This is a genomic window from Endozoicomonas arenosclerae, assembly GCF_001562015.1.
Lineage (GTDB): Bacteria > Pseudomonadota > Gammaproteobacteria > Pseudomonadales > Endozoicomonadaceae > Endozoicomonas_A > Endozoicomonas_A arenosclerae.
Genome location: NZ_LASA01000200.1, coordinates 1 through 17,531, shown reverse-complemented (window position 1 = coordinate 17,531; position 17,531 = coordinate 1). Strand labels below are relative to the sequence as shown.

Here is a 17,531-nt window from a genome sequence, read left to right as displayed (position 1 = left end):
CCGTTACTGGCTGAGAGCCCTGCGAAAACGCAGCCAGCGCCACACCCTGACGTGGACAAAGATGACGAAACTCATCAAATACTTCATCCCGAGCAGTACACTCACACACCCATACCCAAATCAGCGAATGTGTGTTTGATTGATGGTAGGAGCCGTATGCATTAGTAGTGCACGTACGGATCTGTGCCGGAGGGGTGATGAACTAATGGTCTAAAAACTGTTGGTAAATCAACCCTTTACGGCGATAAGTAAAAACAGCCAAAAGTCCGCCGACAAGATAGGCTAACCCCTTGTTCAACATTGAACCGATAGAGCTTGAAAAGGCATCTTTTGCCGACAACTCTAAGCCTGCTATTTCTTCCTCGCTGAGTGGGTGCTCAACTTTATGCTGATTCGACTGTAACAAAGCAAACGCATCTTGATACTGAGCTTGCAGAACTACCCAGACTCCTGTTTTGAAGGCACCAGTATATAGGCTAGATACAGAGCGCGACTGCTGAGATGAGACATGAGTAAGAATCCCTTTCTTTCGGAGCCGTTCCGATAGTTCCTCTGCATCTACTTCACTTTGGAATTGACGAAGAAGCTTCAATTTCACTCCTGTGCATAACAGTGGTTTATACGGAATAAAGCCGTATAAGTAGTTGTAGATTGCGAAAGACGAACTTCTCCAGTACATAGAGCTTCAAGGGCTACAGAGAACTCACCTCTTGATCGCCACTTAACAATCCGTTCGCATTTCATTATTTCTTTAAATTCCGCTTAAGCAGCACATGCGATAAAAATGCCTTAAAAACTTATCAATTTCAGAGAGTTACAGAACAAAGAACTGTTTGCTTAAACGAACTCTTTTTACGTAACTTTCGTGCTAGTGCAGCGAAGCGATAATGGTCATACATACTCCATTCATCATGAATTTGCGAAGAATGCTGGAAATTCACTTCGACAGGCTCAGTGCTAACGGTATGGGGCTCAGTGCGAACATGATGCGGTTATGCGCTAAGTTGCGCTAGAACTTTGCGTGGTGAGGCTGCGAAATCACAGTGAAAAAATCTTCAGACACGCTACCGCCCTGAGATTGACTGTTCTATAAACAACAGTGGAGTAGCATCCCTGAACTCGTTACAGCGTCCTGCTGCCGATGGTTTTGGAGCTTATTCTGCCAGTCTTTTTATGTGCTGAATAGGGGTAACTACGTACTTTGTCGTATTGTTGGGTTCTGGCGGTTGGGGGAAGGTATAAGCAGCCGCAAGGCAGCTGCTATTTTGTTGCAGTTTAGGCTCAACGATGGGAATCACTTGAGTTTAACTGAAGCGTCTCCAACGCCTACGTCAATGCTCATGGAGTGCTGGCCGCTGCCTTCCCAGAAACTGGTGCCGCCTACCAGGTGTCTCTCGCTGAAACTCTTTCCTGTATCAGCGCTGATTCTTGTGTTGCCAATACCACTTTCTGCCTTAACGTCTGAGTAATTCAGTTGAGTGGCACTGACCTTGATTGAGCCTACACCTACATCGACACTCATATCGGTATTGATGTCTTCAATGTCGGCTTCACCAACGCCCACATCCAGATTGAGTTTTTTTATTGCCGGTAAATAGACGGTCCACTCTTCCTGATACTCTTTGCCATCAGGTCCTACTTCTATCAGGATTCGATCGCCTTTTTCTCTAATGGCCAGCTCAGCCTTTTGAATGTCGTCCTTGAACCATTCATCGCTTTCGCGAATTTTTACTTCAACATGAATGTTATTATCTTTGGAAGGACGGACATCAATATGACCAACCCTTACATCAAGCATGGCAATGGTAGAAGGGGTGGCTTCTATTTCCGTGCTTAACTGTTTACTGTCATCGGCTATCAGGCATGTGGTTGAAAGGGCTGTGATCAACAGACCTGTCGCAACAATTATTTTTTTCATTATTCTGTATCCCTGTCTAAAGATTCAATTTTTGAATCCATGACGTTTGAATTAACTTCCCTGTTTTCTGGTTCCTTCTGGAAGGTATAAACCTTAGATTTCTGCTAGAGCATTGTTGCCCCAGCTGTCGAGCTTATTGTCGACAAAGATCAGAGGCGTGCATTCATCTTTACTGGTGATCCCATCGGCTTTCACTCTCTGGGTGCGATAGAAAAGCACCTTTATCTTTTTATCGTGACGGGTATAGGACTCTGTGAAGTCGGGAATGCCCAGGTTATTTCGCACGGAGTCAATGCCTTCTCCTTCGTTCAGGCGGGAGATTTTTTCTCTCTGTAATTTATCGGTTTCATGTTGATGGCTGTATTCAGAGCCTTTCCCTTTACTGCCTCCAATATTGATGGAACAGCCACTCAATGTGATAGCAGCGGGTACAATCAGGGCTATGGCAATCAGATGCTTTTTCATTTTTTATTTCCTGTTTTTATTGTCCAAGGCAAATTTCAAGCATAGGAATCCCGCCGCTGTAACAACAACGTTTTTGCGGGGCTTCCGGTTGAATTAAACCGAAGTGGTTTCTTTTCCTAAGTCACGAAAGTCCTTAGCCATTCTGAACTGGCTGGACGTTACATAACCTTCCATGCTGGAGAGTCGTGTATCCAGACGCTTCAGACTTCGGTCCAGCTGTTTGACCGAGGTTCGGGACAGGCGGGCAGGGCTATAGCCTGAATCCTGAGCCTCGGCCTGTTTTTCGTGTCGGTCTGTTGGTCTGATCTCTTCGGACGATGTTTCCGGCAAATCAATTTTTATTTTTACAGTCTTTTTCTTAGACTTTTTTTTTCGGGGCTTTCCCCGGTCGTCCTGGCTGAGGCTGAGAATGACGCCGATGATGATATAGGGCACCATAATCTTGGATACCGAGGTCAGGTAGGCAACAGCCACTACTGCAATTCTGACCGGCAGTACATCCAGACCAAAGCGGTTGGCGAAGTAGCTGCAGACACCCATAATGGCGGGTTCGGCCTCTCCGCAGTCTGCGGGTTTGAATATCCTTCTCAGTACCCTCATGCCCTTGATCTCCAGTCCGGGACCTCTGCGTCCAGAATGCGCTCCATGGTGTGAATGCGCTCTTCCATGGCTTCCACTCGATGAATGGCTGATTCAAACAGTTCCTGTGATTCCTCGTCCAGCTGCTTTGACTGTCGGATCCTGGAAACGTAGTGAAACAGCAACCAGGGTAAAAACAGAAATAGTGTCAGTATGGCGCTTAGGGGAACGAGCCCTTCGAGCATGGCCTCCATAGTCTGTCCTTTCTTTCCTTTTTGGTATGCCAGGGTCTGGTACTTCAGGTTTGTGACGCCTGACTTAAATAGTGATCCATGGCTGTTTATAATTATTAATCTCTACTAGGGTAAATAAGATTGCCCTGTCATTTCCATATTTTATTCAGACTTTTCGGTTTTCAGTTGGCTCTTCAGGGCTTCCAGCTCTTTTTCAATGGCGCTGTTCGCTTCCAGTGCGGCAAATTCATCTTTCAGGTTGGCTTTGCCCAGACCTTCAGCATCGAGTCGGCTGTCCAGTTCGTCAATGCCTCTTTCCATCTGCTCAAACCGTGCTTCCTGACGCAGGCGGGTTTCTTCCCGGGTTTGCTCGCGCATTTTCAAGCGGTTAGAGGCAACCTGTGTGCGAACCCTGATGGATTCCAGTCGCTTGCGGGCATCTTTCATGGCATTTTGCAGCCGGGTGATGTCCTCGTCGTGCTTGTTTAGTTGCTCTTCCAGTTCTTCAAGAAAAGCATTTTTCTCTTTAACGTGACCGAGTAATTTCTGTTTTTCAGTCAGTGCCTGACGAGCCAGATCTTCGCGTTCATGTTGAATCGCCAGTGTGGCTTTGTCGGTCCAGTCGGCCAGTGATTCATGGTAGCGGGCTACCTGGCGTTCGGTGTCTTTCTTCTGGGCTATTAACCTGGCGGCGTCAGTGCGAACCTCCACCAGTGTTTCTTCCATTTCCTGGAGCATCAGTCGGGCCATTTTTTCAGGATCTTCCGCCCGGTCCAGAAGTGATGTGATGTTGGCGTTCAGTATGTCGCTCAAACGTGAAAAGATGCTCATAGGTGCGTCCTTATTTTATTGGTTTTTGTTATTCAGCGGTTTCCGTTGACTGCTTGTTCGCCTTGCTGTCCAGTTTCAGTGATTCAATCAGTTGTTCCTGAAGCCTGGCGACTTCTCCTGGAATTTCACTTTTAATTTCCTCGGCAATCTGGTTCATGGCTTCCTGCACCAGCTCTTCAATATTGAGTTCTGGCAGTTGGGCGCATTCACCGTAAGCAGGTGTAATGGCCAGAGTCAGTGCGACAATAACAGATTGGATATAAGCTTTCATGGTTGTCTTCCCTGTACGTGGTTTAAGTCGTTGTATATCTATAGTTCACGGAACGTGCCAACTTTTAAAAGTCTTTTAACTTATTGAAAATAAACAGGAAAAAATATTTTCACAATGTTTGGTGAAATCGGCGTCTGGTGCCTGTAACCAGAATATGGTTTTATTAACTGAAAAATGGTGAAGGATTCGCTGCTGATACAGGGCCTCCCAAGGAAAAATAAAAAGCTATGTCCAGCCATCGAAAAGGAATGATTGGCGCTTCCACAGCCTTCCTGGAAATGATGGAAGCGGTGTCCCGTTATGCACGACATCAAAGACCTATTCTGGTGATCGGTGAGCGGGGAACCGGTAAGGAAGAAATTGCCAGCCGCCTGCACTACCTGTCTCCCCGTTGGCAACAGAACCTGGTGAAGTTGAACTGTGCCGCTTTCAGTGATGATCTTTTGGATTCCGAGTTGTTTGGTCATGAAGCCGGGGCTTTTACCGGAGCCCGACAGCGTCGTACCGGTTTGTTTGAAACGGCGGATGGTGGCACTTTGTTTCTGGATGAATTGGCCACTATGGGGCCGAGGCTTCAGGAAAAGTTATTGCGGGTAATTGAATACGGCGAGTTCTACCGCCTGGGCAGTTCCCAGAGTGTAACGGTGGATGTCAGGGTAGTGGCTGCCACCAATGAAAACCTGCCAGAGCTGGCAGAAAAGGGTGAGTTTCGTCGAGATCTTTTAGACAGACTGGCGTTTGATGTGATCGCGGTACCGCCTTTGCGGGCGAGGAAAGACGACATTCTGGAGCTGGCCCATCACTTTGCTTTTCGAATGGCTCAGGAATTAGGCGATGAACTGCAGGAGTCGCATTTTGCCGGACTCACAGAAGCTTCACTGCAAACACTGATGGATTACGATTGGCCCGGAAATATCCGGGAACTGAAGAATGCAGTGGAGCGAAGTGTCTGTCATACAGAGCCTGGAGAGCCCGTTGAACGTATTATTCTTGATCCCTTCCAGTCACCCTGGCTGACCGGTCTTGAAAGCAGGGGTGAAGCTCCGGAAAAAGAGCAGCCTGTAGACTCTGAAGTGGCTATCCAGAGAATTGAAAAGGGGTTGGTAGAAACCCATCTCAGCCAGCTGGATCAAGGCGACTCTGTTAATCTTAAAACACTTCAGACGAATGTTGAGCAGCTATTGTTATCCCGTGCTCTGGCCAGCAGTCAGTATCATCAGCGCAGGGCTGCACAAAAGCTGGGGCTGAGTTACGACCAGTTGAGAACTCTGGTGAGAAAGTATCCTGAAGTACTCAGCGAGTGAATCCATTAATGGGTGTAGATGAATCCGCCATACATGTATTTTGTGGATTCAGCGCCCAATATCAGAACCTTATCACCTCGTTTTAGCTTTCCGCTGTTTCTGAGTCGGTCAAAACTGACCCAGATTGCAGCCGAGCCCAGGTTGCCTAACTGTCTTGCGTCGTTCACTACTCTGTCTTTACTGATGCCCAGGTGACGGGAAAGTTGGTTGTCAATGTGCCCATTGGCCTGATGAGGCAAAATAAAGGCAAAGTCGTCCAGTGTAAAACCTTGTTCAAAGATCGCTTTCAGACCTTTGATAAACAGCTCCGGCCCCAACTTTCTGACGGCCAGTGGGTTGTGTTCAAAAGCGGGTAAACCCTGTTCGCAAACCGGATTTGCAGAGCTGGCCCCCTGAAGTTGAAAGCCGGGTTCCTGTCCCAAACCGATATGACCGGTAAAACAGTGGCTGATGATCTGTTCCGAGCTGCCATCATCCTGAGACACGACGACAGAGCCTGATCCATCGCCCATTTGCACAAAATTAACCAGTTGGTTGATATCGATAAATTCCGGACTGATATCAAAGAACACTGAGCCCACTTCCGATCCGCTCAGGATTATGGGTTTTAATGCCTGATTATTGCCCAGCATGGATTGGGCAATCTGCAAGGCATTGGCAAAGCCGGTACAGGCTTGTCTCAGTTCCATGTAAGGGCAGGGCAGTCGTAATCGATCAGCGATCCATGCAGCTCCTGAAGGCAGTAATGTATGAGGTGTGGCTGTATGTGTGACCAGAAATCCGGAGGCGGGATGTCCGGCCTCTTCCAGGGCTTGTTGAATCGACTCTTCAGAAAGGTCAATGGCGGAAGGGGTTGGTGTGGAAATAGATTGATCCAGCCGTCTGCTTAAAAAACGTGACTCTATACCTAATTGCCGGGCAAATGCTCTGGCTTTGCGGGCCATTTTGTCACCGCAAGCGTTGGCCAGGTGTGTCATCAGAGTGGCGTTGTCTACAGATGCCCCCGGCAGTGCAGAACCACTTCCCAGTAACTTTAATCGTCCGTTGGCAAAATGAACGGTCATGACCTGATCCTTTTTTGAGCGAGTTCTTCGATACGTTGAAACAGCATTCCGGTATCAACGCCCAGAGTTCTGAAAGAGCGCTCTTCGGTACTCAAGAGAGTGATTAATTGTTGATGCAGGTCTTTATGGGGTCTGTCATCGGGCTTTTGATTGCTTAACGCTCTCGCGTGCATTCGAGACACGTATACATGCCTGGCTTCATCCTTGAGAATCAGCTGAAAGAGGTTTTGCAGTATGGGGTTCTGCTTCATGCTCTGAGCCATAGCGGACATGATCAGGCAAACACAGGCATCAAGCTGACTGATCATAAAAAAGTGCTGTTTGATGGTCAGGCTGCTTTTATGCAGACGGGCATAAAAAAGCTGGCTCCGGCGTTTAATCTGGCGTATGTCTTCCGGTTCAGGCAACCATTGTTGCAGGTTCTGCAAAGCCTGCTCATGGATAAACTCGTCGGCTTCTATCTGCAGTAATGCTTGCAGGCTTGGGGAATTATTCGGTGAGAGTCTGAGGTACTCATTATGAAAGACCAGCATGGCTGATTGTTCTCCGCACAGCAGAAGAGGGACTAATCTCGACAGGGCTGACTTTTGCTCAGGATTGAGACTGGCCAAAACCTCCTCTCGCTGTTCAATCCAATCCAGAAGAGGGTGCAACTGGTGAGGGTTGTGAGCCTCGGCGGGAATGGCAAAGCAGTTTAATTCCGTTTTCATAGCGGTATTCCTAAACCCGGTTTTTTATTTTTTGTCTGCTTAACAGACTGGGTAAAACAATCAGGTCTGCCAGCAATGCCGCTGTTAAGGTGGTAATGCTTAGAAAGCTGAGTTCCGCAATGGGTCTGAAATCGGATAAAAGACCAACCAGCAAAGCAACAATCAATACCAGGCTGCTGACCCATACCGCTGGCATGACCTTTAGCCAGACAGAATCCAGGGCGAACTCAGGACCGCTGTTTTTTCGTTGCCGTTGATACTTGATTAATATATGTAAAGTGTCGTCAACAATGACGCCCATTATCATTCCGATCACTACGGCACAGCCAAGGGAGATAGGCCCTCCGGTTGCTGACCAGAAGCCATAGACTAAAAGCACCGGGAAAAAATTGCTGAACAGGGCCAGAACCATGGCTGTCCAGGAACGCAATAGCAAACCAATCAGCAAGGTAATAAGGAGCAGGGCGACCAGCAGGGAAGAAAACATATTCCAGGCATTCTGATGGCTAAGCTGGGCGAACATCATTTCGGCACTGGTGCCGCCTTTAATGTCGAGCTCGGGTGTATTGGCTTTTAACCATTGCCGGGTTTGCTGATCGAACTTTAATAACTCACTTGAACTGAGCGCATTCAGGCGAAGCTCCAGTCGGACTTGTTGTCCATCGGCTGTTATTAATCGTTCCAGTCCGGAGGATGAAAGATTGATGAGTTGTTGTGCCCTTGTAAGAGCATTGAGCTCCAGCAGATTTTCCGGAGGCATCAGGAGCTGGTTGACTTCAACTCGTTGTTTTAGCCATTGAGTGAATGTCTTCAGTTCATTGAGTTGATCGGTTCTTTGTTCAGCCTGATCGGAAAGCTGGACGACATAATTCAGAGTAGTGGCACCGGTAAACCTGTCATCCAGTTGGTTGAGGCTGACTCGGAAAGGATGCTTTTCCGGAAAGTAGTGGAAAACATTGTCGTCGATTCTCAATTGAGTCAGTGACAGTCCGGAAAGGGCCAAAAGAATCAGGCTGCTGACAATCAGAGGTTTGGAATACTTTGAGCAAAAGGATTTGAGAAGGGCGGGTGATATTCTGTCCAGAACCTTTTGAGCTTCTTCCGGTTCCAGATTAAGTCGGGCGATTGCCAGCTTGAGCCAGATCAGGGTGATCAGGTAGGAAAAGACAATACCTAAAGCAACGCTGATGCCGACAATCTGGATGGGGGGTGATGGGCTGGTGAGTAGGAATAAAAAGCCCGCCGCTGTAGTCAGGCTGCTCAGTGTCAAAGGTGTCAGGTTTTCCTGATAACTGTTACTGACCGCATCGGGAACCGATTGACCTGTGGCTACATGCTGATAAACGCCCAAAATATTATGCATGGCCGTAACAATGGACAGGGCGATGATTATGATGGGGACAAAAGCGTTGATCGCCGTGAGGCTGACCTCGAAGTAACCTAACAGTCCGAAGGAAGCAAGAACGGACAGTGCTCCGGTGGTTATGAGTAGCAATGCAATAGAAGGGCGACGGAAAACAACGACCAGCACCAGGAGCATCAGCAGTATCAGACCCGGGGCAAACAGTTTGATGTCGTGTTTCACCACATCAATGTAAGCCGTGTTTAACGCCAGGGCGCCACTCAGCAGATTGCTGGTACCCAGAGGCTGGTTCAATAATTGATCCACCGACGTTTGGACCTGTTGATTAATCTGCAGAATCTCTTTGGCATCACCGGCAGAGTTGAGCTCTATGTCGAGTACTATCAGGCCGGAACGGCGATCCTTGCTGATCAGCATGGATGAAACGGACTTTTGGAAAGGGGTCTGGCTCTCAAGGGGGGAAGCAAACTCATCCTCTGGATCAATGACATAATCTTCAAAGCTGGTGATGTATTGGACTTGCGGGATGGTTTGGAGGGTTTCCTGCAAAGTGATGACGGCAGGAAGAAGGCCGGGGCTGGTATCCAGGGTCTGGCCTTCAGGGACAGTCACAATGATGACCAGTGGATCATAGAGGCCAAAGGTTTTGTTGATTTCATCCAGCTGCTGCACCCTGGCATCCTGATCGGAAAAATAGGCGCGGTAACTGGCGTTGCCACTCAAGCCGGTAATGCCAGCAATGGCTATAAAGCACACCATAAAAACGACCAGCAGGGCGGCACCTGTGGCAACGGGGTGATCCTGAATTCTCACCTCAATCAATCCTTTTGAGGGGCTCAAAATACTGTACCTTCAGTATTTCATGGCCCTGTGTCATTTTTGTTCAATGAAATGCCTTTCATTGTTTATTACATGACTCTACGACGAATGAAAGGTTATGGATTCAAACTCTGTTTGATTAAGGTAAACGTTATTTGGGTCAGGGAGATCAGGATGCAATTTATCATCAGACAACTGTCCGGGTTTTTCTTGCTATTGGGCTTTACTGTTCTTTTTACGGGCTGTGTATCGCTGAACGGTAAGCCTGTCTATCAGAAAGAGGGCGTGGCGCTGGAGGGTTACGACGCTGTCGCTTATTTCAGGGAGTCCAGGGCGGTGGAGGGGAATCCTGATTTTTCCACTGTGTATCAGGGCACAACCTGGTATTTCAGCCGTGAGGAATATCTAGATCAATTTCTGAACAATCCCCAGCAATACACTCCACAATACGGCGGCTATTGTGCTTATGCCATGGCCAATAATCTGGTGGTAAAAAGTGACCCCAATGCCTTTACCGTTAAAAACAATCAGCTCTATTTGAATTACAGCTACAGCGTTAGAGATCGATGGCTGGAGCAGGTGGATGAGAATATCAGGGATGGAGATCAGAACTGGACGGAAAAGCAAGGAAAGGTAAAAGTTCAACCTTAGCCGGGCAGGGGGCGTTATACTGGGCTCCCGCTTATGATTGTTGACTCAGGAAGTCCCTATGTCCTCCAGCCAGGCTGTTAAAGATGCCTTGATTAATTTTCAGCAAAAATACCTGAATGCATTCGAGGCTCAGCATCAGTCTCTGCCCAGAGTTGAGCACGACAGTGACTGGCCTTCGCCCTGTGAGCAGGAGGATGTGCCTGATATGACCGAGGTACGCTGGTTGCCTGTTGAATGTCAGCCTGAACTGGACTTCGGCAATATTGAGTCTGCACTGGAGCTCAACCTTCACCCCGATATCAAAGCCTATTACGGCAGCTTTTATTCCGCGAATCTGGCCGCCAGAACCGGAGAGGGAGACCTTGAGTTGTTGTTTGCCTGGAGTCCAAAAGATTTTGAACGCCTGCTGGAAAACCTGCTGGGTCATGTCTGGATGAAAAGAAAGCTGCGTCAGCCTGTTACTTTGTTCTTTGCGGTCACCGATATGAACGATATCAACCTGACAGTGAACAACGAAACCGGTGAAGTCTGGGCGGAAAAAGTCGGTAAAAAACCTCATCGTAAAGTCGCTGACAGTCTTTCTGAGTTTTTGGAAATGCTTGAACCTGTTGTTTGATCGTTCAGGTTCTGGTGTGAGTCAGTTATCTTATCTGGCGATCTTTTTCGAAGAGTTTGTGATGAACTTCTAGGATTGACCATTTAGTCGGTTCTGGTACTTGAAATCAGGTCGGTCTATTCCTGTAAAATAACCGTAAACTACTGTTAATAATTGTATCAAGCCGTATAATGATGTGTGTAGTTTTCAGGGCTGGAGAAAGTGCCCTGGATTCTTTAACTTGTTTATTTGATGGTCGTTTACGGTAGCCACCATGGGCGAAACGGGATTGTTTCAAAGCGCTGTAACAAGGGAGAACAGGGTCATGGAAATAACAAAATCTACAGGCTGATAGACATCTGGCTCAAGGGCCGGTAATACTGACATTATGCTTAACCCGTTTGCTCTTTTACTGACACTTTTTATGTTGCCTGGCTTGGCCATGGCTTTTGAAAACCGGACTTCCGGTTACGACCTGACACCTTCCGAAAACCTGCAGAGTGTCTATGGTCAACCCTTCGAATACCGACTGGATGTGCAGCCGTTGCTGGGCTGGACCCGACTCGAAAATGTCACCTTTTCCCTCAGACATACAGATGATCCATCCTCTAAAGCTATGGGTTTAACCTCTGAAAATTCAGCGCTGGAATACAGTATTGGCTTTTTGGCGCCTGCAGCCAGAAATCTGGTGGGACAAGCTAGAAATGTGATCGATTACCTGACCACCTTTTCCGGCTTGTCAGCGGTGCAGCAGCGGTTGGGTTTAGCGGAGAAAGCGAGTAAACAGCCTGGCCCGCTTGAACTGCTGTGGCGCCAGCAGCCAGAAGAATCTTCTCTGCCTTCAGCACGGTTCAGTTTCAAGGAGGTTGAGCCGGTTCATTCTCTTGAGAGGGATCTTGTTTATCAGATGGATCTTTCCTGGACCTGGTAAAACAAGAAAAGGGCTAAACATCAGCCCTTGATACCTTATTCTATATCCATGATATTCAGATAGGTCATGGTCTGGTTCAGTAGCAGATAGCCGATCTCACCAAAGGTAATCGGACCCGGGAAGCCCGCTTTTTTACCTTCAAGCCCACCGTATAGAAAATTCAACACACAGTTGCATGAGAAGACTACATCTCCATGAGCGGTTGGCAGATTGGAGGTAAACTCATGGGCGTAATCTTCCAGTGGAATGGCCAGCCGGTACTTTCTGCCCTTGAAGACAGGGGCGTAAAAGTCCACTTTGCCATTGTCGGTATCCACATTCTGGATACACACGTTGATATCTGCACCGGAATAGTCACAGATGATCGGAGATTGTGTGTCCACGTTATTGTCGTTGATGAAGCGGGCAAAGTTTTGCGGCTCTCCATCAATCAGGCAGTCCACAACTTCAAAACTGTTGTCCGTAAATTCAATCACCGGGCTGTCAGGATTGGGCTTGTGGATGTTGAAAATTTCCAGGTCAGCCATCTGTCCTGCAGGAAGGTCCAAGTGTAAGGCGACCCCGATATCTGAAGATGCGTCGTTGCTGATACCGTTGTAGATCTTGGGTTGATCTTCAGACTCAAGGTCTTTACCACTGACCCAGCCTAATATTGGGCCATCGTAGAGGCCGTCAAAGTCCGGAGCCTTCAGAGCATAATCCGAATGGACTTGAGAGAAAGCCGGGATAACGAGAATGGTAAAGCCATTCTCGAAACGGTCTTCGGTGATCTCATGCAAATTGCTGGCGTCGTACTGGACAATCTTGTGGCCTGCGACATAGTCGGTCAGATCATCCACGTAAATGTCTTCCTGTTGGAACAGGCCTTTCTCTTCACCCATAAAATAAGGGGTGGTGCCGGCTATCCACTGGCCTTTGGGCAGTTTTGAGAGGGCTCTTTCATCCCCGGCAAGGGAGAGCACTCTACCCGCATTGATCAGTTCTGAGACGGCTTCAACAGATTGAATCTTTTTCATGGTCATTCCTTTATCCGTATGGGGTTCCGTCTGCTTACCACTGTTTGAAGATGGCGGTGAGGTCACTGCGGAAGCCTTTGGGGTACTTCAGAAAATACTGGTACAGGTATTCGGTGGCTTCTTCCAGGGTCATGGAACCCGATTCCATGTTTCGGGTCACCCGGTCAACCTGCAGCTGAAGCACGTATTTTTCCATCTTGAACTGACCCTGGGCCAGAGCTATCCACTCAGGGCGATCTCTTGGAGGTATGGCGTCTGACATAGATTCCCATCCGGCAAATACAAAAAATATACTCAGGGTTTCGACGAAATCAGGACTGACTTTATAGGCAGGAGCCGGGTTCGGATGGATGGCAGGCTGAACTATTCTGGTGCCAGCGGTCTAAGCTCTTGCGAGAACTGTGAAACACTGATGAAAAGGAGCCGTTATGCCGGGTCTGCGACATCTTAGGACTTGTCTGATATTAACTTCCTTGTTGAAACCCACCCAAGACCCGTTCGGGCTGAGCCTGTCGAAGCCCAATACGACCCTTCGACAAGCTCAGGGTGAACGGAATCCGTGTGTAAATCGGGAAGTTGTTTCGAGAAAAATCCTGAACGGTTTGAATTCAGCTTATTTATCTTTTCTATGCCAGCTTGTTTGCTGGGGACTGCTTTGTGCCGGGGTTCTGAGAGCAGATAACGCGGTGCAGGATTATCGAAGCCTGCTGTCCGATTACCGGATCGACATTCGTGATGATCTGACTTATACCCGCACGATAACACTGGAATATCAGGTAATGACACCAGCCGGTGCCGAAGCCCTGCAGAAATATCACTACAGCTATTTTTCCGAGAATGAATCCCTGAAAGTCCTGGAAGCCTCTATCACCAGCCCGGACGGAAAGGTGATTCCGGTAGAGAATGATAATATCTATGAGCAGGACCTTGGCGGGCGTGATCAGGAGCGGCGATCCCGTGAAGTGGTTGTCATCTTTTCTCAGCTGACCCCCGGCAGTGTGATCAGGCTGAAATTTGATCATGAAGTGAACAAGAAGAGCCCTATGGGTTTTAATATGGCTCTGCAACCCGAACTGGAGCTGGAGCAGAAAAAGATATACGCAACGATTCTGCTGCCAGAGAAGACCCCTCTCAAGTGGGGGCATCGTGGTGACTTTACGGTAAAAGAGAGCAAGAAAGGCAAGCGCAAAGAGCTGGTTGTCACCATGGAGAACTTTCCCTATCAGGAAAGAGAGTTGCACATGGTGAGTACGGATGATGTCTTACCCATGTTTGCTATTACTTCACTGAAAAGCTGGCAGGAGATTGGCCAGATTTATTATCAGAGCAGTCAGGACCGGCAGCATGACAGTGAAGAGATTCGAGCGTTAGCGACTGAAATTACCCAGGGGGCGAAATCTCCCAGAGAAGAAGCCGTGAGTATCTATAACTGGGTAGCTCAAAATATTAACTACCTGTCCCTAAGCTTCAATCTGGAAGATATGCTGGTGCCCCATCCGGTGGAGGATATCCTCCGTCATGGTTATGGGGACTGCAAAGATCAGGCGCTTTTATTACAAACACTTTTGAAAGCCCGGGGCATTGTTTCCAAGCCGGCACTGGTCAGCTGGAGCAACAGTTATAAAGACTGGCCAGTGGCTACCTCCATGCAATTCAATCATGTGTTGCTTTATGTTCCTCAGCTGAAGACCTGGCTCAATCCGGTTTCTCCACTGTCCCCATTCGGGTTGCTGGACTACAGCCTTTCCGGCAAACGAGTTGTGCTGGCTACTCCGGAAGGTGAAACCGAGTTTCTACCCGCCATGAAGCCCGGACAAAACAGTTATCGGGTTGAGAATCAGTCTGAGCTCTTCAAGAACGGTTTCCTGAAGGGTGAAACATCCATTACAGGTACTGGTATTGTGGGTGAGCAGGTGCGTGAGCTACTGGCTTCCAGTGGCAGCGGTGAGTGGAAAGCCAGTAATCTTCTCTCAGCTACCCTGATTGGTGGTTTTGGTAATATCCAGCAAGGTACGCCCGCTTATGACCTGACCAGGCAGCCTTCCTATCAGGGCATATGGCACAGCCCTCATGCCTTCCAGCTCGGACGGGAAGGGTATATCACTACCGCTCCCGGATTGGATTTTAAAGATGTAATGGCACTCAGAGCTTATCTGGTAGATGGCAAGCGCAAGTTTCCTTTCACGGTGGGTCCACGGAATTATCACTGGGAGCATCGTATGACATTACCTGAGAATTATCGTGTGGTGAGGCTCCCTGATAATCTACAGGTGGATAACGAGGCGGGTTCCTACACCAGTCATTACCGGGTAGATGGAAACGAGCTGGTGGTTACACGGCAGATTGTTATCAAGAAGAATCTCTATCAGGCCGATGAGTATCCGGAATTTGAAGAGCTGGCTTATCTGGCCATTAATGATCGTCGGTCAATTATTGCCCTGCGCAGACGATGACCTTTATTCTTCAGCGCTTTTAAATTAGGTTTTAAGTAACAGGATCAAATTGAGAAGGGACTCATGAGCATTCAGGTTGGTGATCATCTTCCGGACATTGATATTTACGAGTACATTGATGACGGCTCCCATCCGGAGGGACCCAAAGTCTGGCGTTTGCCGGACCTGGCTCATAAGAAGAAGATACTGGCCATTGGCATTATTGGTGCCTTTACCCCGGTTTGCTCGGGCAATCATGTGCCAGGTTATATCAGGGCTTATGATGAGTTCATCAAAAAGGGCATTGATGAGCTCTGGTGCATCTCGGTGAATGATCCTTTTGTTATGTGGGCCTGGTCTGAAGAGATGCGCTGCCGTGACAAGATGCGTATGCTCAGTGATGGCTCTGCAGAATTGGTTTCCATGATGGATGTAACCCTTGATCTTTCTGAGCGGGGAATGGGGGTGCGCTCTGACCGCTTTGCCATGGTTGTAGACAATGGTGTGATAACTGACTTTCTGAGAGAAGACCCCGGCCAGTTCTGTTATACCGATGCGGACACTCTACTCGATCGATTGTAAGGTTCAGGGCGAAATCGGCTTGAACATGTGATCGAAATCGTTGGCCAGTTTTTCCTGAACGGCTTTTTCCTTTTCCATAGCCAGCACAGGTTGCAGTTGTTCGGCTACTTCCAGCAGGTTGGAAACCATATTATCCAGTAATGCAACGGTCAGCAGTTCGGTGGTGGCCCGATAGGACAGTACCAACCTTTCTCCTACTGAATCCCATCCCAAAACACCTCCCCTCGTTTCCAGCGCGTAGGCATTCAGTTTCATGGCTGTCTCGATTCGCTTACGTCGAATCTCGCCCCTGCCAATTTCTGTCAGCTCAATGATAATGAAAATATCATCGCAGTAAGCGGGGGCTTCAACGGAAACAGGCAGCTCATTGTTAAAAACAAAAGCACAAACTCGTCCGGAGTCGTCCAGTGCTTCCTTGCCAATCCCGACCTGCTTCATCCAGCCTTGTAAAAGCTCTATTCCTGTCATGTGATTGTCCTTATACCGTCATTCTCTGTCGCTGATATTCCGACAGGCTTGGATACAGTTGGGGTTTATCGATAAATCCATAAGCCCGCTTTCTTTGTGTGACCGTTTTCTCAGCCGGTGGCGTGGTCATAGAATCGCCCGGTGATTGCACAGCGGTCTTTTGGCTTCGTGGCTTCAGCTTGGCCATCAGCCACAGGGTTCCGGATTTGACTCGTTTGGCCAGAGCGGTGAGTCCAATAACATGGGACAGGGTTTTAGCCGTCTGTTTTAGTTGCAGTCCCTTATATTTGACCTTGTCCTGATACAGAACTTGCTTGAGCGTTTTCAAAGCTGTGTCTTCGGGAGCCAATTGCAGCTTCTTGATAGTATTGTCTGTGAGTCCGAAGTTCCTGAGAAAGGCGACCGTTTCCTTTAATTCATCACCGCTTGAATGCCTGAGTCTGGACAGAAAAGCTTTTTCAGCCACACCAATATTCTCTTTGGCCAGTGATTCCAGGGAACGGCCTGACTGCATAAGAACATCGGACTTTTCCCGGGCTTTAGCCAGCTTTCTGCCATGCCACGCGGTTAAGGCAATACTGCCAATAGAAACGGCACCTGCGGCAGCGCCGGCACCAATAAAGGCTGCGGGTGCGCCAGCGCCGGATGCGGTAAGGCCAATGGTAACACCGGTCATGGCCAGGTTGACTGCAGTACTGGCCAGATGCTTTCTGGCTGTAAACGTCCTTTCCTGTTTTATATGACCCGCCAGTGCCTTCAGCAGTGGATCTTTGGTGGCCGTTTTAGCTTTGGCAAGATTGTTCAGTGCGCTGATTTGTGAGCCAGTACGAACAGCAGAGTAAACTGTGTTGAGTGCAGTAAGGGCTATGCCCAGACCGGGTACTGCCCGGGCGGCTATTTTGCTGGTACTTTCTGCCAGCAGTACAGCTGAATGAGTGATATCAGTGGCTTGTTCGGAAAGGCCGGCGACCTGAGTGAGTCTATCCAGAACGATCTGTCCCTTGCTGCGGGAAAGGTCTGATCCTTTTTTACCTACCAGAGTTTGCAGTCGTTCAAGTATTTTCCAATTGAAAAATGAGCCTGAAGAAGAGTGCATGACTCCGGCCTCAGGCTGGTCGTTCATAGATGACTGTTAGTAAGTTCTCTCTGGCGTTTTGAAGCCTTCGTGCCGCTTCATTATCGGTCATGACATGCGCTTTCGCCTCCAAACTTTTCAGGGTGACTCCGCTCTTCAAGTATTGCTGGGCATCTTGCAGAGAAACAAACTTTTCATAGGGCGTCATCATATCTTCGTAACGG

21 protein-coding genes are annotated in these 17,531 nt (G+C 48.4%); 6 read left to right on the top strand and 15 right to left on the bottom strand.

The window, feature by feature from the left end:
- Positions 1-202: 202 nt before the first annotated feature.
- The 7 genes from WG89_RS27120 to WG89_RS27090 all read right to left on the bottom strand — a co-directional run bounded on the left by WG89_RS27120 (position 203) and on the right by WG89_RS27090 (position 4,297).
- The gene (locus tag WG89_RS27120) at positions 203-592 is read right to left on the bottom strand and encodes a putative signal transducing protein (protein WP_062270781.1); all 390 of its coding nucleotides are present in this window, start codon (positions 590-592) and stop codon (positions 203-205) included.
- A gap of 702 nt (positions 593-1,294) precedes the next feature.
- Entirely contained in the window at positions 1,295-1,918 is a 624-nt protein-coding gene (locus WG89_RS27115) for a hypothetical protein (protein ID WP_062270780.1), read from the bottom strand.
- A 93-nt stretch (positions 1,919-2,011) separates the two neighbouring features.
- A complete protein-coding gene (locus WG89_RS27110; protein WP_062270779.1) occupies positions 2,012-2,383 on the bottom strand; it encodes a DUF3192 domain-containing protein in 372 nt (123 codons plus the stop codon).
- Between the two features lie 93 nt (positions 2,384-2,476).
- Positions 2,477-2,983 carry a PspC domain-containing protein gene (locus WG89_RS27105; RefSeq protein WP_062270778.1) on the bottom strand — a complete coding sequence of 169 codons (507 nt, stop codon included), beginning with the start codon at positions 2,981-2,983 and terminating at the stop codon, positions 2,477-2,479.
- Positions 2,980-3,216 (bottom strand): envelope stress response membrane protein PspB, encoded by a 237-nt coding sequence (gene pspB, locus WG89_RS27100; protein WP_062270777.1) that lies wholly within the window; start codon positions 3,214-3,216, stop codon positions 2,980-2,982. The genes WG89_RS27105 and pspB overlap by 4 nt, the downstream gene beginning before the upstream one ends.
- Positions 3,217-3,357: 141 nt before the next feature.
- Positions 3,358-4,026, bottom strand: coding sequence for a PspA/IM30 family protein (locus WG89_RS27095; protein WP_062270776.1), 669 nt, complete (start codon positions 4,024-4,026; stop codon positions 3,358-3,360).
- A 28-nt stretch (positions 4,027-4,054) separates the two neighbouring features.
- Positions 4,055-4,297: a hypothetical protein gene (locus WG89_RS27090; RefSeq protein WP_062270775.1), complete on the bottom strand. Its 243-nt coding sequence runs from the start codon at positions 4,295-4,297 to the stop codon at positions 4,055-4,057.
- A 227-nt stretch (positions 4,298-4,524) separates the two neighbouring features.
- On the opposite strand from WG89_RS27090, the gene pspF reads away from it, so the two are divergent.
- On the top strand, positions 4,525-5,601 hold the full coding sequence (gene pspF / locus WG89_RS27085) for a phage shock protein operon transcriptional activator (protein ID WP_062270774.1): 1,077 nt from the start codon (positions 4,525-4,527) through the stop codon (positions 5,599-5,601).
- A gap of 5 nt (positions 5,602-5,606) precedes the next feature.
- Here pspF and WG89_RS27080 read toward each other — a convergent pair whose 3' ends face one another.
- From WG89_RS27080 to WG89_RS27070, 3 genes are read right to left on the bottom strand one after another with little or no spacing between them, the layout of a single operon-like run.
- Positions 5,607-6,665, bottom strand: a complete 1,059-nt coding sequence (locus WG89_RS27080; protein ID WP_062270773.1) for a 3-oxoacyl-ACP synthase III family protein — start codon at positions 6,663-6,665, stop codon at positions 5,607-5,609.
- On the bottom strand, positions 6,662-7,375 hold the full coding sequence (locus WG89_RS27075) for a hypothetical protein (protein WP_062270772.1): 714 nt from the start codon (positions 7,373-7,375) through the stop codon (positions 6,662-6,664). Before WG89_RS27075 ends, WG89_RS27080 begins: the two co-directional genes overlap by 4 nt.
- Before the next feature lie 10 nt (positions 7,376-7,385).
- Positions 7,386-9,578, bottom strand: a complete 2,193-nt coding sequence (locus tag WG89_RS27070; RefSeq protein WP_172806937.1) for an efflux RND transporter permease subunit — start codon at positions 9,576-9,578, stop codon at positions 7,386-7,388.
- Between the two features lie 153 nt (positions 9,579-9,731).
- On the opposite strand from WG89_RS27070, the gene WG89_RS27065 reads away from it, so the two are divergent.
- The 3 genes from WG89_RS27065 (at position 9,732) to WG89_RS27055 (ending at position 11,734) form a co-directional block, all read left to right on the top strand.
- Positions 9,732-10,208: a YHS domain-containing (seleno)protein gene (locus WG89_RS27065; RefSeq protein WP_062270770.1), complete on the top strand. Its 477-nt coding sequence runs from the start codon at positions 9,732-9,734 to the stop codon at positions 10,206-10,208.
- A 58-nt stretch (positions 10,209-10,266) separates the two neighbouring features.
- Complete coding sequence (gene syd, locus WG89_RS27060) at positions 10,267-10,824, top strand: SecY-interacting protein (protein ID WP_062270769.1); 558 nt, start codon at positions 10,267-10,269, stop codon at positions 10,822-10,824.
- Positions 10,825-11,227: 403 nt separating this feature from the next.
- On the top strand, positions 11,228-11,734 hold the full coding sequence (locus tag WG89_RS27055; protein WP_216638569.1) for a hypothetical protein: 507 nt from the start codon (positions 11,228-11,230) through the stop codon (positions 11,732-11,734).
- A 35-nt stretch (positions 11,735-11,769) separates the two neighbouring features.
- Here the strand turns inward: WG89_RS27055 and WG89_RS27050 are convergent, their stop codons facing one another.
- Both WG89_RS27050 and WG89_RS27045 read right to left on the bottom strand, forming a co-directional pair.
- Positions 11,770-12,750, bottom strand: coding sequence for a DUF6976 family protein (locus WG89_RS27050; protein WP_062270767.1), 981 nt, complete (start codon positions 12,748-12,750; stop codon positions 11,770-11,772).
- Positions 12,751-12,784: 34 nt separating this feature from the next.
- The gene (locus WG89_RS27045) at positions 12,785-13,012 is read right to left on the bottom strand and encodes a hypothetical protein (protein ID WP_062270766.1); all 228 of its coding nucleotides are present in this window, start codon (positions 13,010-13,012) and stop codon (positions 12,785-12,787) included.
- A gap of 424 nt (positions 13,013-13,436) precedes the next feature.
- On the opposite strand from WG89_RS27045, the gene WG89_RS27040 reads away from it, so the two are divergent.
- Positions 13,437-15,203 (top strand): DUF3857 domain-containing protein, encoded by a 1,767-nt coding sequence (locus WG89_RS27040; protein ID WP_172806936.1) that lies wholly within the window; start codon positions 13,437-13,439, stop codon positions 15,201-15,203.
- Between the two features lie 63 nt (positions 15,204-15,266).
- Positions 15,267-15,764 (top strand): peroxiredoxin family protein, encoded by a 498-nt coding sequence (locus WG89_RS27035; RefSeq protein WP_062270764.1) that lies wholly within the window; start codon positions 15,267-15,269, stop codon positions 15,762-15,764.
- Positions 15,765-15,767: 3 nt separating this feature from the next.
- Here the strand turns inward: WG89_RS27035 and WG89_RS27030 are convergent, their stop codons facing one another.
- From WG89_RS27030 to WG89_RS31435, 3 genes are all read right to left on the bottom strand, one after another.
- Positions 15,768-16,232, bottom strand: a complete 465-nt coding sequence (locus WG89_RS27030; RefSeq protein ID WP_079254088.1) for a CesT family type III secretion system chaperone — start codon at positions 16,230-16,232, stop codon at positions 15,768-15,770.
- Between the two features lie 10 nt (positions 16,233-16,242).
- Complete coding sequence (locus tag WG89_RS27025) at positions 16,243-17,355, bottom strand: hypothetical protein (protein ID WP_062270762.1); 1,113 nt, start codon at positions 17,353-17,355, stop codon at positions 16,243-16,245.
- On the bottom strand, positions 17,339-17,531 hold a 193-nt coding region (locus WG89_RS31435), incomplete at its 5' end, for a hypothetical protein (protein WP_216638471.1). The genes WG89_RS27025 and WG89_RS31435, both read right to left, overlap by 17 nt.